This is a genomic window from Stenotrophomonas sp. B2, from assembly GCF_014947095.1.
In the GTDB taxonomy this organism is placed as follows: domain Bacteria; phylum Pseudomonadota; class Gammaproteobacteria; order Xanthomonadales; family Xanthomonadaceae; genus Stenotrophomonas; species Stenotrophomonas maltophilia_P.
On the sequence record NZ_JADCQA010000015.1, the window covers coordinates 45,515 to 60,154 of the forward strand.

The window sequence follows — 14,640 nt, forward strand, 5'->3', positions numbered from 1 at the left end:
TTCCGTTGGGCGGATAAAGCGACGGCGGGCCGAGGCCCGCCGTCGAGGCAACGCGTGTCGCGGGCGATCAGGCGGCCTGCGAGTGCGGGTCCTTGTGCTGGCGGTCGTAGTAGCTGGCCGCGCGCAGTTCGTGAGTGTCGAAGTCGTCCACGGTGATGGTGTCCAGGGTCAGCGTGCGCAGCTCTTCCAGCAGCGTGCGCTCGTCCTGGGTGATCACACCTTCGGCCACGGCTTCGTCCAGCTGGCTCTGGAAGTCCAGCGCCTCGATGCCCTTGCTCTTCAGCGCCTTCAGGAACTTGCGCTCCACCGGCTCGGCCATGATGGCCTTGGCCAGATAGCTGTTGATGCGGCCGCCCGGGTTGTTCTCGCACGGGGTCAGGAACACACCCTGTGCCAAGCGGTCGCGCGCTTCGTTCGGCGCCATCAGCAGAGCGGCGACGCGACGGCTCAGGCGATCACCCGGTGCTTCGGCGCGGCGGCCCAGCGGGAAGATCAGTGCCCACATCAGCCAGCCGATCGGACGGATCGGGAAGTTGCGCAGGGCGGCCGACAGCGATTCTTCGATCTTGTGCACGCTGTCATGGAAGGCCCACGCCAGCAGCGGCTGGTCGGCCTGCGGTGCGCCCTCATCGTGGTAGCGCTTGAGCATGGCGCTGGTCATGTAGATGTGGCTCAGCACATCGCCCAGGCGGCCGGACAGCGATTCCTTGAACTTCAGCTTGCCGCCGAGCGTCATCATCGAGACGTCGGCCATCAGCGCCAGATTGGCCGAATAGCGGTCCAGCTTGCGGAAGTAACGGCGGGTGTAGGCATCGCCCGGGGCGGCACCGAAGCGGGCGCCGGTCAGGCCGAACCAGAACGAGCGCACGGCGTTGGAAATGCCGTAGCGGATGTGGCCGAACAGGCTGCGGTCGAATTCCTGCAGGCCGGCACGGGTATCCGGATCCTGTGCAGCCTTCATCTCCTTCAGCACCCACGGGTGGCAGAGAATCGCACCCTGGCCGAAGATCAGCAGGCTGCGGGTCATGATGTTGGCGCCTTCCACGGTGATCGCGATCGGCGCAGCCTGCCAGCTGCGGCCGGCGAAGTTGCGCGGGCCGAGGATGATGCCCTTGCCGCCGATGACATCCATCACGTCCGAGATCACCTCGCGGCTCATGCTGGTGCAGTGGTACTTGGCGATCGCCGACGGTACCGATGGCACGTCGCCGCGGTCGACGGCGGCAGCCGTGGCCTGCGACAGCGCGCTGATCTTGTAGGCCTTGCCGCCGATGCGGGCCAGTGCCTCCTCCACGCCTTCAAAGCGGCCGACCGACAGGCCGAACTGCTTGCGGATGCGCGCGTAGGCGCCGGTCACCGCAGCGCCGGCCTTGGCGCCACCGCTGGCGGTGGACGGCAGCGTGATCGAACGGCCCACGGCCAGGCATTCGTTGAGCATGTTCCAGCCCTTGCCGGCCATGGCAGCGCCGCCGATGAGCTGGGTCAGCGGGATGAACACGTCCTTGCCGCGGATCGGGCCGTTCTGGAAGGTCGAGTTCAGCGGGAAGTGGCGGCGGCCGATCTCGACGCCGGCGGTATCGCGCGGCAGCAGGCCCAGAGTGATGCCGATGTCGCGGGTCTCGCCGATCAGGCCATCCGGGTCGTACATGCGGAAGGCCAGACCGATCAGCGATGCGACCGGAGCCAGGGTGATGTAACGCTTGTCGAACGTCAGCCTGACGCCCAGCACCTGCTCGCCATTCCATTCGCCCCGGCAGACGATGCCGTAGTCGGGAATCGAGGTGGCATCGGAGCCGGCAAACGGGCCGGTCAGGCCGAAGCAGGGCACTTCACGACCGTCGGCCAGACGCGGCAGGTACTGGTCCTTCTGCTCCTGGGTGCCGTAATGCACCAGCAGTTCGCCCGGACCCAGCGAGTTCGGCACGCCGACGGTCGAGCTGACCACCGAGGATACCGAGGCCAGCTTCTGGATCACCTTGTGGTGGGCCAGCGCGGAGAAGCCCAGGCCGCCGTATTCCTTCGGGATGATCATGCCGAAGAACTTGTTCTTCTTGATGAAGGCCCACAGCTCCGGCGGCAGGTCGGCGTGGACGTGGGTGATCTCCCAGTCGTTGACCATCCGGCACAGCTCTTCCACCGGGCCGTCGAGGAAGGCCTGCTCCTCGGCGGTCAACTGCGGCTTGGGATAGTTGAGCAGGATGTTCCAGTCCGGATCGCCGGTGAACAGCTCGCCCTCGAAACCGACCGAGCCGGTTTCCAGTGCGATGCGCTCGGTCTGCGACAGCGGCGGCAGCACCTTGCGGAACACCTTCATCATCGGACCGGTCAGCAGCGGCTTGCGGATGAACGGCAGCAGCAGCGGTACGGCGATCACGGCCAGCACGGCGGCGGCGACGATCGTGGCGGTCTGGTTGACGTAGGGGATGAACCAGCAGGCGACCAGCAGCGCGGCGCTGATCAGCGTCCAGGTGACCAGCCGCATGCGGTGGTAGGCGGCGAATGCACCTGCCAGCAGCAGGGCAAGGAAGGGAAGAACGATGCTCATGAGCGTGCTCCGGTGACGTGCTCGTTTGTGACGGACGAAGCTGCGGCGTCCACCGCAGGCAACACGTCCAGATAGTCCAACACAGTAGCGGTAAAGGCGTCGTTGTCGTCGCCGGCGACCATGTGCGTGGCCTGCGGCAACTGCACGTGGCGCGCGTGCGGGGCCAGCGCCAGGAATTCGGCCACGGTCTGCGGCGTGACCAGGTCACTGCGACCCCCACTGACCAGCAGCATCGGGCACTTCACCTGCCGCGCGGCATCGGCCAGCGCATCCTGGTGCTGCTCGCTGTCGCGGGCCAGCTCGGCGACCAGGCGCGGATCCCAGTGCCAGCGCCAGCGGCCGTGACCATCCTCGCGCAGCAGCGCGCGCAGCGACTGCTCGGATTTGCGAGGCCGGTGCGGCATGTAAGCGGAAATCACGTCGGCGGCCTGGGCCAGCGAGGCGAAGCCATCGGGATGGGCGGTCATGAAGGCGAGGATGCGCTCCACGCCCGCGGTATCCCAGCGCGGGGTGATGTCCACCAGCACCATCGCCGAGAACAGGCCCGGCCAGCGCGATTCGGCCAGCAGGCCGAACAGGCCGCCCATCGAGGCGGCGACCAGCACCGGCGGGCGCGGCTGTTCGCCGGCCAGCACGATCAGGTCGTCGGCAAACTGCTCGCCGTGATAGGGCAGGTCGGCGGTATTCCAGTCCGAATCGCCGTGACCGCGGGCGTCGTAGGCCAGCGTCTGCAGGCCGGCAGCAGACAGCGCGCGGGCCGTGGCGTTCCAGGCATGCCGGGTCTGCCCGAAACCGTGGGCGAACAGCACCCGGCCGCGGCGGCCGTGATCGCTGGCCGTGGCGGCCAGCCGTGTGCCGTGCGCGGCTTCCAGACGCAGGTCGTGGAACGCAACGGGTGTGGGGGGAGTAACCATACTTGCTAGTATGGATCGGTTGCGGGGGATGTCAATACTGCATGGTATGGTGCGGCGCGTCAGGTGGCCGGTCTGCACAGCGGAGCCCTTCGGCTGCATCCGCGTACTGCAACGAACCCCGCCGTATGGTTAAATCACTCCATGAATCAACCTGACGCTTCTGCCGGCGAACCGCGCGCCGGCCGCAACAGCCGCCTGAGCGCCGAAGACTGGGCCCAGGCGGCCCTCGATCTGATTGCTGAACAAGGCGTGGGTGCCGTCGCGGTGGAACCGCTGGCGCGGCGCCTCGGCGTCACCAAGGGCAGCTTCTACTGGCATTTCCCCTCGCGCGACGCACTGCTGCAGGCGGCGTTGGAGCGGTGGGAGCTGTTCGAGCAGGAGCAGGTGTTCGGCAGCCTGGAAGACGTGCCGGATCCGCGCGCGCGCCTGCGTCAGCTGTTCCAGATGGTGGCGCACGAAGTGCAGCCGCACATCATCTACAGCGAGCTGCTGAAGGCGCTGGACCATCCGATGGTGCGGCCGGTGATCGACCGCGTTTCGCAGCGTCGCCTCGATTACCTGATCGCCTCGTTCCGTCAGGCAGGCCTGAGCTCCACCGACGCACGCCATCGTGCACGCCTGGCCTATGCGGCCTATGTGGGCTTCCTGCAGCTGTCGCTGCAGCTGCAGCAACCGAAGCAGGCGCGGGAGGATTTCGAGGCCTATGTCGAACACCTGATCGAGACGCTCATTCCGAACGGCTGACGGTTTCCGTTGCCCACGAGAAAGCCGCGACCTGATCGCGGCTTTTTTGTTGCCGGTGCAGGGTGGTACGCGCCGGCAGTGCAGAAAGAACAACGGCCCCTTGCGGGGCCGTTGCTGCAGTCATCGATCGATCAACCGATCAGAACTTCTGCTTGTACTGCATGTACATGTAGCGGCCCGGCAGGTCGTACTGCGGGTCGAACATGTTGTAGGACACCGTGTACGAGACCGGCGGATCCTTGTCCCACGCGTTGTTCAGGCCCAGCATGATGGTGCCCTTCCACGGGGTGTTGTAGCGCACCTGGATGTCGTGGTACGTGGTGGCACCAATGTGGTTCTTGCGACCTTCCGGATCCGAGCAGTAGGCACGGGTGGATGCGCCCAGCAGGCAGTCTTCGGTCATGCCCGACTTGTAGCGCAGGCCGTAGTTGACACCGAAGTCACCGTAGGACCAGTCGACGTACAGGTTGGAACGGACGCGCCAGTACGGATCCTGGTCCAGATAGCGGCCCTGACGGCCATCAACCGGAGCATCTTCGGTCGACTTGGTCTCCCACTTGCTCAGGTAGGTGCCGTCCAGGCTGACGGTGAACTGGCCGAACGAGGTTTCCGGCAGCTTGTACAGCACGCCCAGATCCCAGCCCTCCACCTTGTACGACGCCAGGTTCATCAGCGGCATGTCGACGTTGGTGATGGTGTAGCGCTCGTTGATGGTGCCGTAGTTCGGGTCACGCGTGATCAGACCGCAGTAGGCTGCCTGCTGCTGCGCGGTACCACCGTAGCAACGATCCATGATGTCGCCGATCGCCGGACGGGTGATGGCGTCTTCGATCTTGATCTGCCACCAGTCCAGGGTCACGTTCAGGCCGGAGACGAAGCTCGGGCTCCACACCAGGCCCAGCGTCTTGCTGGTCGAGGTTTCCGGCTTCAGATCCGGGTTCGACTTCCAGGTGAACGGCTCGACGGTCTGCAGCGGGCCAGACTCGCCATCGGTGTTCGGCTGGACGAAGTTCGCCGGAACGCCCTGGGCGATACACTGCGCCAGCACTGCGCCGGTCGGGTTGTTGGCCCGGGCACACGGGTCGGCGTAGGTCTCGAACGAATCGGTGTCGCCGCGGTACAGGTTGTTGATGCTCGGAGCGCGGAAGCCTTCGGAATAGTTACCACGCACCATCAGGTCTTCGATCGGCTTCCAGCGGAAACCGAACTTGTTGTTGGTGGTGTTACCGAAGTTGCTGTAGTCCGAGTAACGGGTCGCCACGCTGAAGTCCAGCAGCTGGGCGCCCGGCAGATCGGCCAGGACCGGGATCGACAGTTCCAGGTAGAACTCGTCCAGGTCGTAAGCACCCTTGGTCGGCGCAGCGCCGTTGCCGGTGCTCAGGCCCGCTGCGATGAAGGCGTCGGGGTCGAACTGGCCGCTTTCCCTGCGGTTCTCATAACCGGCAGCGAAGCCCAGCGCACCGGCCGGCAGCTGCACGATCTCACCGGAGATGTTGGCGTAGTAGCTCTTCGACACCAGGCTGGCCGAATCGTGCGCGGTGAACGAGGTGTAGTCGAGTGCCGCCTGCGAGATCGAACCTTCGCCACCCAGCGGATTGATCGGTGCGCAGCCCGGAATGACGGCTCCGCCTGCGGTCAGACAGACAGCCTGGCCATCGCGGAGCGCTGACGGACCATACGCCTCATCCAGACGCTGGATGTTGAACAGGCCGTAGGTCAGGTCGTTCTGGTCGGTCTTGTCGTAGCGGTAGCCGACATCCCAGTCGAAGTTGCGGTCGGCGAACTCGAAGAAGCCTTCAAAGCCACCGTAGAAGTGCCAGTTCTTGACGTTCTGGTTGAACGAACGGCCGCCGGTTTCATTGAAACGACGGTTCACGCCGGTCAGGTCCTGGCCGTACGGGTTGTACATGCTGTCCGCGCTGAGCGTCATGCCCGTCACCGGCATGGCCGCCAGCAGCTGCTCGGACTTGCGCTCGTTGTACATCGCCTCGGTGCGGAAGGAGATGTTGTCCGTGATGTTGTACGAACCCACAGCGAACAGCGAGGTGCGCTCGTTCGGGGTCAGCAGGTAGTTGTCCGGCGCGGTGTTGTAGCCGTGCACGTTGCTGACGAACGGGGTTTCCACGCCATTGATGATGACGTAGCGCTGATCATTGCGGACGTAGGAGCCCGGGATGCCGGTGCCGCTCTGGCCGCTGAAGAACGGCGGGCCGCCAGCGGAGATCTTGCGATTGCCGGCCATGACCTCCTTCTCGTTCACGTAGGACGCACCCAGCACCAGCGACGCACGGTCGGTGGTGGTGCCGATGGTGAAGTCATAGGCTTCACGATCGCCGTCGCCCTGGCTGTACTGGCCCTTGTAGAAGTTTGCCTCGGCGCCGTCGAAGTTCTGCTTGGTGATGATGTTCACCACGCCGGCGATGGCATCCGAACCGTAGATGGTCGAAGCGCCGTCCTTCAGGACGTCGATGCGCTCGATCATCGCGGTCGGGATGGTGTTCAGGTCGACGCTGCCGTCCAGACCGGTGGTCCAGCGACGGCCGTTGACCAGCACCAGGGTGCGCTCGGCGCCGAGGTTGCGCAGGCTGACGCCGGCCGAACCGTCACCACCGTTGTTGAAGGTGCGGTTCAGTGCGGCACCGTTGGCGGCGACGCGCTGCAGGATATCGGCAACCGAGGTCACACCCTGCTTTTCGATATCGGCGCGGGTCAGGCTCAGGACCGGCTGCGAGGTTTCGATGTCGGTGCTCTTGATGCGCGAACCGGTCACCGAAATGCGATCCAGGTTGGTCGCTTCCTGCGCCTGGGCGGTTACGGACGTGGCCGCACCCGCGATCAGCGCGACGACAACAGCGTCACGCAGCTTGTTGGACTGGAAATTCATTGGCTCTCTCTCTCCAAGAAATCTTGGCTGGGGTTATGCCCGGCGGGGAAGCGAAAGTGCGCTTCCAAATCGCGAGGCTGAGCCGATAGTAGCGGGCGCCTGCAAAGAATTAAAGCTGTGTTAATCAAAGCTGTGATTTGTGTAAATTCATGGAATGTCAATACTTTTCAACGGCTTGCAGTAGGGTTTGTGGCATGGTGCCTCGTTTGTTAAAAAAAAATGATGAAAAAAGTTTCCATTGATATGTATCGAAACATGTCGCGGCGGCGAGAAACGCACACATTGCGACAACGCCGGAGGGGCGCAGAGGGAGTGCGGCACACGCAAACGCAACGGGCGCCTTCCGGCGCCCGCGATGTCACTGCATGAGGGAGGTGCGAGCGGTCAGAGATCCTGCTCGTAACGCACATACGGCACGGTGCCGTCGTCGTTGCTCTCGTTGCGTGGAGAGAAGGGGTTCTTGCCGCGGCTGATCACGTTCTCGGCGCCGACGGTGAGCTGGCCGGACCACGGCGTCCGCCAGGTCAGGCCGATGCCCAGACCTTCCCACTTGCCAGGGCGGCCGGGCACGTCGACCACGCGGCCGATGATGCTGCCGGTGAAGTTGCCGTAACCGGCGCCGAGGCTGAGGCTCTTGCTGTCCCAGCGATCGACCAGCGCCGGCGAGGCATCGGCCAGCGGAACCAGGCGTGCCTTGGCGTAGGTGCCGGCGATGGACACGAATCCTTCGCGGCCGATGTTCTTCTGCGCGAACACGGTCAGGTCGTTCTGCTCGGCACGCAGGGACGGCGTCTTGTTCGGGCCGGCCAGCCAGGCGGGCAGTGTTTCGCGACCGGTACCGGCGGTGATGCCCAGGCGGCCGCTGCCCCGGTTCAGGGCAGCCGTGCCGGTGAAGCGGCGGCTGCTGAGGTCATCGTCGTCGCCCAGGCTGGCCAGCATGCAGTGGCTGGCCAGACCGCTGATGCTGGTACTGCTGCTGTTGCTGCAGAGCAGGCCCAGCGAGTCGCCCGACGACAAGCCAAAGGCCGCATCCAGCGAATTGCGGCCGAAATGCCAGCGGGCGCCGGCGGCCTGCTCACCGGTGGGTTCCAGGTAGAGCAGGGCTTCGACCTTGCCGCTGCCCTTGTTCCACACCGGCAGCACCGTGCGGGTGTCCTTGCTCTGCGCATGCGCGCCCGCGACCGCGCCAAGGGCGATCAGCAGGGCCAGCGGTAGACGCAGATAGGTACGCATCGGACCAGTTCAGACAGGGACAGACAACGGAAGTTCCCGCAGGGGCGGGGGCTCGATCCTAGGGCGTTTATGATTTCTTAACAAGCCTTGATCCTCCCCAGGTGCAAGACCGGCCGCTTACTGAAGGCGTTCAGGTGCCGGAACAGTCCCCTCGGCACCGCGGAACAGTATGCCGAACTCCGTCAACGGGAAGTGATACTCCCGTCCGCAGAATTCGCAACGGACTTCCACCTGGCCGGTGGCTTCGGCCGCCGCCCGTGCCTCTTCCTCGCCCAGCGACTGCAGCATCGAGGCGACCCGCTCGCGCGAGCAGGAGCAGGCAAAGGACAGTGGCTTGCTGCCCATCAACTCCGGGTTCTCCTCATGGAACAAGCGGTGCAGCAGCTGCTCGGCGGGAGTAGCGAGCAGTTCGGCCCTGCCCAGGGTCTCGAACAGGGCGCTGGCGCGTGACCAGCCATCTTCGTCGCCCTCGTCGCCGGGCAGTTTCTGCAGCAGAAGGCCGCTGGCCCCCGTGCGGTCGGCGGCCAGCAGCAGTCGCGTCGGCAACTGCTCGGACTGCCGGAAGTAGTCCTCGAAGGCCTCGTCCAGTTGCGCGGCGCTGAGCCCGACCAGGCTCTGGTAGCGCTGCGGTTCGCGCGGGTCCAGCCCGGGGTTCTCGATGGTGATGGCGAGGAGGGCGTCATCGCCCAGGCTGGACAGGTCGCGCGGCGCGTCGGCGCCCTCGCTGAGCTGGGCGATGCCGCGCAGGGTGCCGGCGGCGGTGCATTCGGCGAACAGCGTGCGCAGCGTGGTGCTGCTGCGCAGCTGGATGGACAGGCGGCCGTCGACCTTGGTGTGGCCGGTGAACAGCGCCGAGGCCACGCAGGCTTCGCCGAGCAGCTCGGCTGCGGCATCCGGGTAATAGGCATGGGACAGGATTTCCTGCCAGGTGGCCTGCAGGCGCACGTGTACGCCGCGGACACCCGCGTCGGGAAGCAGGAAGCGGATCAGGGAATCAGGTTGGGCGGTCATCGGCTCACATCGCGCGGAAACAGGGGTGGTTGCCGGATAATGCGCCGACAGCCAGGCAGAAGAAGGATGCACCACTAATGGGGGCAGGGGGAGAGCAGGACAAGGTGAAGGTGGCCGGGGACGTTCCGCGCCGCCGGCGTTGGCACTGGAAGCGGCTGCTGTGGCTGCCGGTGCTGTTCGTGGCCTTCAGCTTCCTGCAGGTGCTGGTGCTGCGCTTCGTGGATCCGCCCATTTCCAGCGTGATGCTGTGGCGCTACGGGGAGGCGCTGGGTGCGGGCGACTGGGCCTACCGGCTGCACTACCAGTGGCGGGATCTGGACCAGATGGCGCCGAGCCTGCCGATTTCGCTGGTGGCGGCCGAGGACCAGCGTTTCCCCGAACACAGTGGGTTCGATCTGCAGGCCATCGAGAAGGCGCGTGACCACAACGCGCGGGGCGGCCGGCTGCGCGGGGCCAGCACCATCAGCCAGCAGGTGGCCAAGAACCTGTTCCTCTGGCAGGGCCGCAGCTGGATCCGCAAGGGCCTGGAGGTCTGGTACACGGTGCTGATCGAAACGTTGTGGCCCAAGCAGCGGATCCTGGAGATGTACGCGAACATCGCCGAGTTCGGTGACGGCGTGTACGGTGCGCAGGCGGCGGCGAAGACCTTCTGGGGCAAGGACGCCGCGCGCCTCAGCCCGGCCGAGAGCGCACGGTTGGCGGCCGTGTTGCCGGCACCGCGGCGCTACAGCGCGGCCTCGCCCGGTCCCTACGTACAGCGTCGCGCCGCGTGGATCCAGCGCCAGGCCCGGCAGCTGGGCGGCGCTGCGTACCTGGCCGAGGACTGAGGCGGGCGTCTGCGCCGCTCCGCACTGGCGACGTACAATCCGGGCATGATCCGTGAACGCCTCACCGTCGTCATTGCCGCCTGCAACGAAGCTCTGGCGCTGCCGGTACTGCACCCGCGCCTGTGCGCGGTACTGGATGCGATGCCGGACATCGATGGCCACATCCTTTACGTTGACGACGGCAGCCAGGACGGAACCTGGGAGGTGATCGCCGCGCTGGCGCAGTCCGAGCCACGCGTGTCGGCGCTGAAGCTGTCGCGCAATTTCGGCAAGGAGGCCGCGCTGACCGCCGGGCTGGATCTCGTCCGCGAGGGTGCGGCGATGATTCTCGATGCCGACGGCCAGGATCCACCGGAGCTGCTGCCGCAGTTCGTGGCGCGGTGGCGCGAGGGCTATGACAACGTCTATGGCACGCGCCGGGCGCGCGCGGGCGAGAGCTGGGTCAAGCGTGCGACCGCGGCGATGTTCTACCGGGTGATCGGCCGCCTGTCGCGCACGCCGATTCCCGCCGATACCGGGGACTTCCGTCTGCTGTCGCCACGCGCGCTGAGCGCGTTGCGTGAAATGCGTGAGCGTCACCGTTTCATGAAGGGGCTTTTCAGCTGGGTTGGCTTCCGCCGGGTGGCGGTGCCGTACCAGCGCCACCCGCGGGTGGCCGGCAGCAGCAAGTTCAGCCTGTGGCGGCTGTGGAACTTCGCACTGGAAGGCATCACCGGTTTTTCCACCGTGCCGCTGCGCGCGGCCACCTATCTGGGCCTGGCCACTGCGGCGGTGGCCTTCGTGTTCGGTGTCTGGGTGATCGTGAAGGCCGCGATGTACGGCGACCGCGTGGCGGGCTGGCCGACGATGATGGCGGTGATCCTGTTCCTGGGCGGCGTGCAGCTGATCGCGCTGGGCCTGATCGGCGAGTACCTGGGGCGCCTGTATGAGGAGTCCAAGCAGCGTCCCCTGTACCTGGTTGACGCCTGGCTAGCATCGTCCGTGGCAGACTCCGTCGTGCAACCCACCCTGGGAGGGCAGGCAGATGACGTCGGTACGGCAACTGTTGGACGGCAAGTCCCCTGAAGTGCATGCGGTCGCGCCCGGCGCGGCGGTGATCGATGCGATCCGGCTGATGGCCGAAAAGGGCATCGGTGCGGTGCTGGTGATGGAAGGGCCGCGACTGGTCGGCATCCTGTCCGAACGTGATTACGCCCGCAAGATCGTGCTGCGCGATCGTTCCTCACGCGATACGGCGGTAGCCGAGATCATGACTGCGAAGGTGGTGACGGTGGCGCCCGGCGAACAGGTCGAACATTGCTTGCAGCTGGTCACCGATTACCGTATCCGCCATCTGCCGGTGGTGGAGGGGGGACAGGTGCTGGGCGTGATTTCCATCGGCGATCTCGTGAAGTCGGTGATCGATGCACAGCGCCGCGAGCTGGACCAGCTGCAGCAGTACATCGTGGCGGGATGAGTTTTCGCTGGCGGGCCTGCGGCCCGCCGGCCCGCTGTTCGGAGCCGAAGCCGAAGCCAAAGTCAAAGCCAAAGCGGCGCCTTGCTGATGCGCCCGAAGGCGGAGGGCATGGCCGTGCAGGACACGCCGTAAACCCTTCCATGGGGGCTCGATGGCGCCATCCATGGCGCCAACGGTCCTGCACGGCCATGCCCTCCGCTTCTGGATACATTGCTGGGAACGCGGTGGGTAGCGGCCAGCCTTGGTTGGCAACACCTTGTGGTTCCGCGCGTGCCCCTCAATTCGCGATCCAACAAACGCTACTACTTCGCGTACTGCCCGCCGCAGTCGGCGTCCTTGCCGGGGCCCAGTTCGATCGTGGCCAGTAGCGCGGCCGGTGGCGCGATGCTTCCCAGTGCCAGGGCGACCGCACCGCGGACGCCGAGCGCCTTGAAGTCCGGGCGGAACGAAGGATCCTTGAACGTTCCCGCGATGTGCAGCGGCGAGCGCAGCACGAGGATGCTGCGGTCCTTCGGCCGTGGCTTCAGCAGCAGGTCCAGCGACTCATCGCGCAGGCTGACGGTGCCTTCGCCGAGAATCAGCGTGTCGGTGGTATCGACGGCGAACGTGCGGCTGGTCATCAATCCCTCGCGTACGCCGAAGTCGGCAAAGGCGCAGCGCAGCGGAATCTGCTTGTCGCCGGTCACCAGGAACTTGACTGCCTCGGTGATGTCCAGCCCGGCCAGTTCCATCACCAGATTGCCGACGTGGCCACGTCCCATTGCCAGGCCCACATCGCCATTGCTGCTGCCCAGCATGGCGGCGATCGAGTTGCCGCGGCCGCTGAGGTCGATTTCGCCACCGATGCCGCCCTTGGCCTGCTCGGCCAGCTTCGCATCCGGGAACAGTTGTCCCAGCTGCACGCCGCGCACGCTGGCCTTGAGCGCGGTGGCGATCTGCGGCTGCCGCGCATCCATGCGGATCGTGCTGCGGATGTCACCACCGGCCACACCGAAGTTCAGCGGGTCCAGCCGCAGCACGCCATCGTCCAGCAGCAGATGCGCATCCATATCGTCAAGCGGCAGCGATGGTGCGTTGATGCGATGTGCCTTCCAGCGCACATCGGCATCCATCGCGCGCAGCTTGCCGAGATTGTACGGCGTGTCCGGCAGCACCCTGGTACGCGCCGCCACGCGTGCGGCCTCGGCCTTCTGCTCGGCGTTGGCGGTCTCGCCGCCACCGGTTCTGGGCGGGGCGCCGACAAAGCCGGCCAGGTCGTCGAAGTCCAGCCGGCGGGACTCCAGCGTGGCCGTCAGGCGCGGGCGCGCACCACCTGTTTCGAACTTCACATTGCCGCCGAGATCGCTGTCGCCGACCTTGCCGGTGAACTGCTCGTAGCGCCACACGTTATGGTCGCGCTTCAGGCGCCCCTCCAGGGCATAGGGCGGCGAAGGCGGAATGGCGATGCCCAGCAGGGGATACAGGTCGGCCAGATCCTGGCCACTGAGCGCGAAAGCGAGGTCGAGCACCTGCAGCTGGAAGGGATTGGTCAGGGTGCCATGGGCGACGGCATGGGTGGCACCTGCACGCCCATCAAGATGGATGCGGAAGGGATGATCGCTGTCGGTCAGTTCCAGCGGAGATTCGGTGCCGCCGCGAAGGGTGAAAGGATTGCCCTGCCAACGACCCTTGCCCTGCACCAGCAGGGGCGGCGCGGCATCCGCCTGCCTGGGCCGGCCACTACGCACATTGACATGGATGTCGGTGCGACCCGCCGCGTCGATGAACTGCAGGCGGCCGTCATCGATACGCAGCCGCTTGAGCTGGGGCGTGGCGCCGCCGCGGCTGTCACCCAGGAAATCCCAGTTGCCCGGCTCGCCCTTGCGTGGGGCGGTTTCCAGCAGCACGTCGGGACGGGTCAGGCGGATCTCGGGGAGCTGCACGCTGCCCCGCAGCAGGGGCCACACCCGCAGGTCGATTTCGACCCGGTCGGCACTGGCCATGTTCGGCTGCTTCGCCCATGACGCATTGGCGAACGTGACGGTGTCGGCGCGGATCGTGCTGGTACGGCCGAGGTCGACATCCAGGTGGCCGATCTGCAGCACGCGGCCGGTCCGCGCCTGTACCGCCCGCTCGACAGGCCCCTTGAACCAGTTCCAGTCCCAGAGCGCGATCAATACCAGGATGGCCGCCAGCAGGAACACCAGCACCGCCAGCCAGCGCTGGCCTCGCGGGCCAGGGCGGCGGAAGCGCCAGCGCGACGGACGCGGCGGAGCAGGGGAGGCAGTCGCATTCACGCTGCCATGGTTGCCCTGCGCGGGTGGACGCAGCGCGAAGCGTTCATGTGCGCGGTGTGCACAGGAACGCGTGTGGCACGGATATCTACAGCACCTGCATGGTCACCGCGACGAAGTGGCAGACACTGCCGCCGATCACGAACAGGTGCCAGATCGCATGCGAATAGGGGATCGATTCGCGGTGATAGAAGTAGGTTCCCAGCGTGTAGGAGATACCTCCGGCCAGCAGCCAGCCCAGCGTCCAGCCATCGATGGAGGCCAGCATGGGCTTGACCGCGACGATCACCAGCCAGCCCATGGCCACGTAGATGGCGGTGGACAGGCGCTTGAAGCGGCCGGTATAGAACAGCTTGAACACCACGCCGGCCAGGGCCAGCGTCCAGATCGCGGCGAACAGACCCCAGCCCCACGGGCCACGCAGGCCGATCAGCGTGAACGGCGTATAGGTACCGGCGATCAGTACATAGATCGCGCAGTGGTCGAAGACCTTCAGCCTGCCCTTGGCAACCGGATGCTGGATGGCGTGGTAGAGGGTGGAGGCGGTGTACAGCAGCAGCAGCGCGATGCCGAACACGATCGCACCTGCCAGTTGCCAGCCATCGCCGTAGATGGCGGCCAGGGTGATCAGCACGGCACCCGCACCGAGCGCCAGTACGGCGCCGAGACCGTGGGTCAGCGCACTGGCGATTTCTTCGCGGATCGAAGCAACGGAAGTCGAGGACATGGCGTAGGCATCATTCGCGGGGAGGG

11 protein-coding genes are annotated in these 14,640 nt (G+C 66.0%); 4 read left to right on the forward strand and 7 right to left on the reverse strand.

The genetic code is table 11. The features are described 5' to 3' along the window. Positions 1 to 67 precede the first annotated feature (67 nt). Both IMX13_RS16415 and IMX13_RS16420 read right to left on the reverse strand, forming a co-directional pair. Entirely contained in the window at positions 68 to 2,545 is a 2,478-nt protein-coding gene (locus IMX13_RS16415) for an acyl-CoA dehydrogenase (protein ID WP_193396748.1), read from the reverse strand. Next, on the reverse strand, positions 2,542 to 3,459 hold the full coding sequence (locus tag IMX13_RS16420) for an alpha/beta hydrolase (RefSeq protein ID WP_193396749.1): 918 nt from the start codon (positions 3,457 to 3,459) through the stop codon (positions 2,542 to 2,544). The genes IMX13_RS16415 and IMX13_RS16420 overlap by 4 nt, the downstream gene beginning before the upstream one ends. Positions 3,460 to 3,600: 141 nt before the next feature. On the opposite strand from IMX13_RS16420, the gene IMX13_RS16425 reads away from it, so the two are divergent. Further along, positions 3,601 to 4,203 (forward strand): TetR/AcrR family transcriptional regulator, encoded by a 603-nt coding sequence (locus tag IMX13_RS16425; protein ID WP_053520195.1) that lies wholly within the window; start codon positions 3,601 to 3,603, stop codon positions 4,201 to 4,203. 139 nt (positions 4,204 to 4,342) lie between these two features. On the opposite strand, the gene IMX13_RS16430 is transcribed toward IMX13_RS16425, so the two are convergent. The 3 genes from IMX13_RS16430 to IMX13_RS16440 all read right to left on the reverse strand — a co-directional run bounded on the left by IMX13_RS16430 (position 4,343) and on the right by IMX13_RS16440 (position 9,331). Next, the gene (locus tag IMX13_RS16430) at positions 4,343 to 7,087 is read right to left on the reverse strand and encodes a TonB-dependent receptor (RefSeq protein WP_065174797.1); all 2,745 of its coding nucleotides are present in this window, start codon (positions 7,085 to 7,087) and stop codon (positions 4,343 to 4,345) included. Positions 7,088 to 7,471: 384 nt separating this feature from the next. Further along, entirely contained in the window at positions 7,472 to 8,320 is an 849-nt protein-coding gene (locus IMX13_RS16435) for a hypothetical protein (RefSeq protein WP_053520197.1), read from the reverse strand. A 117-nt stretch (positions 8,321 to 8,437) separates the two neighbouring features. Then, the gene (locus tag IMX13_RS16440) at positions 8,438 to 9,331 is read right to left on the reverse strand and encodes an Hsp33 family molecular chaperone HslO (protein WP_193396750.1); all 894 of its coding nucleotides are present in this window, start codon (positions 9,329 to 9,331) and stop codon (positions 8,438 to 8,440) included. A gap of 77 nt (positions 9,332 to 9,408) precedes the next feature. Between IMX13_RS16440 and mtgA the strand changes: the two genes are divergently transcribed. From mtgA to IMX13_RS16455, 3 genes are read left to right on the forward strand one after another with little or no spacing between them, the layout of a single operon-like run. Beyond that, positions 9,409 to 10,158 carry a monofunctional biosynthetic peptidoglycan transglycosylase gene (gene mtgA, locus IMX13_RS16445; protein ID WP_193396751.1) on the forward strand — a complete coding sequence of 250 codons (750 nt, stop codon included), beginning with the start codon at positions 9,409 to 9,411 and terminating at the stop codon, positions 10,156 to 10,158. Between the two features lie 45 nt (positions 10,159 to 10,203). Then, complete coding sequence (locus IMX13_RS16450; RefSeq protein WP_065174800.1) at positions 10,204 to 11,223, forward strand: glycosyltransferase family 2 protein; 1,020 nt, start codon at positions 10,204 to 10,206, stop codon at positions 11,221 to 11,223. Beyond that, the gene (locus IMX13_RS16455) at positions 11,183 to 11,614 is read left to right on the forward strand and encodes a CBS domain-containing protein (RefSeq protein ID WP_053520201.1); all 432 of its coding nucleotides are present in this window, start codon (positions 11,183 to 11,185) and stop codon (positions 11,612 to 11,614) included. Before IMX13_RS16450 ends, IMX13_RS16455 begins: the two co-directional genes overlap by 41 nt. 302 nt (positions 11,615 to 11,916) lie before the next feature. Here IMX13_RS16455 and IMX13_RS16460 read toward each other — a convergent pair whose 3' ends face one another. Beyond that, positions 11,917 to 13,890 (reverse strand): AsmA family protein, encoded by a 1,974-nt coding sequence (locus tag IMX13_RS16460; protein ID WP_193396752.1) that lies wholly within the window; start codon positions 13,888 to 13,890, stop codon positions 11,917 to 11,919. A gap of 85 nt (positions 13,891 to 13,975) precedes the next feature. Further along, positions 13,976 to 14,614, reverse strand: coding sequence for a hemolysin III family protein (locus tag IMX13_RS16465; protein WP_053519889.1), 639 nt, complete (start codon positions 14,612 to 14,614; stop codon positions 13,976 to 13,978). Positions 14,615 to 14,640: the final 26 nt, after the last annotated feature.

Coding starts and splice junctions, on each gene's coding strand:
- IMX13_RS16415 (WP_193396748.1), bottom strand. CDS start 2,545: ATGAGCATCGTTCTTCCCTTCCTTGCCCTGCTGCTGGCAGGTGCATTC.
- IMX13_RS16430 (WP_065174797.1), bottom strand. CDS start 7,087: ATGAATTTCCAGTCCAACAAGCTGCGTGACGCTGTTGTCGTCGCGCTG.
- IMX13_RS16440 (WP_193396750.1), bottom strand. CDS start 9,331: ATGACCGCCCAACCTGATTCCCTGATCCGCTTCCTGCTTCCCGACGCG.
- mtgA (WP_193396751.1), top strand. CDS start 9,409: ATGGGGGCAGGGGGAGAGCAGGACAAGGTGAAGGTGGCCGGGGACGTT.
- IMX13_RS16455 (WP_053520201.1), top strand. CDS start 11,183: ATGACGTCGGTACGGCAACTGTTGGACGGCAAGTCCCCTGAAGTGCAT.
- IMX13_RS16450 (WP_065174800.1), top strand. CDS start 10,204: ATGATCCGTGAACGCCTCACCGTCGTCATTGCCGCCTGCAACGAAGCT.
- IMX13_RS16465 (WP_053519889.1), bottom strand. CDS start 14,614: ATGTCCTCGACTTCCGTTGCTTCGATCCGCGAAGAAATCGCCAGTGCG.
- IMX13_RS16435 (WP_053520197.1), bottom strand. CDS start 8,320: ATGCGTACCTATCTGCGTCTACCGCTGGCCCTGCTGATCGCCCTTGGC.
- IMX13_RS16420 (WP_193396749.1), bottom strand. CDS start 3,459: ATGGTTACTCCCCCCACACCCGTTGCGTTCCACGACCTGCGTCTGGAA.
- IMX13_RS16425 (WP_053520195.1), top strand. CDS start 3,601: ATGAATCAACCTGACGCTTCTGCCGGCGAACCGCGCGCCGGCCGCAAC.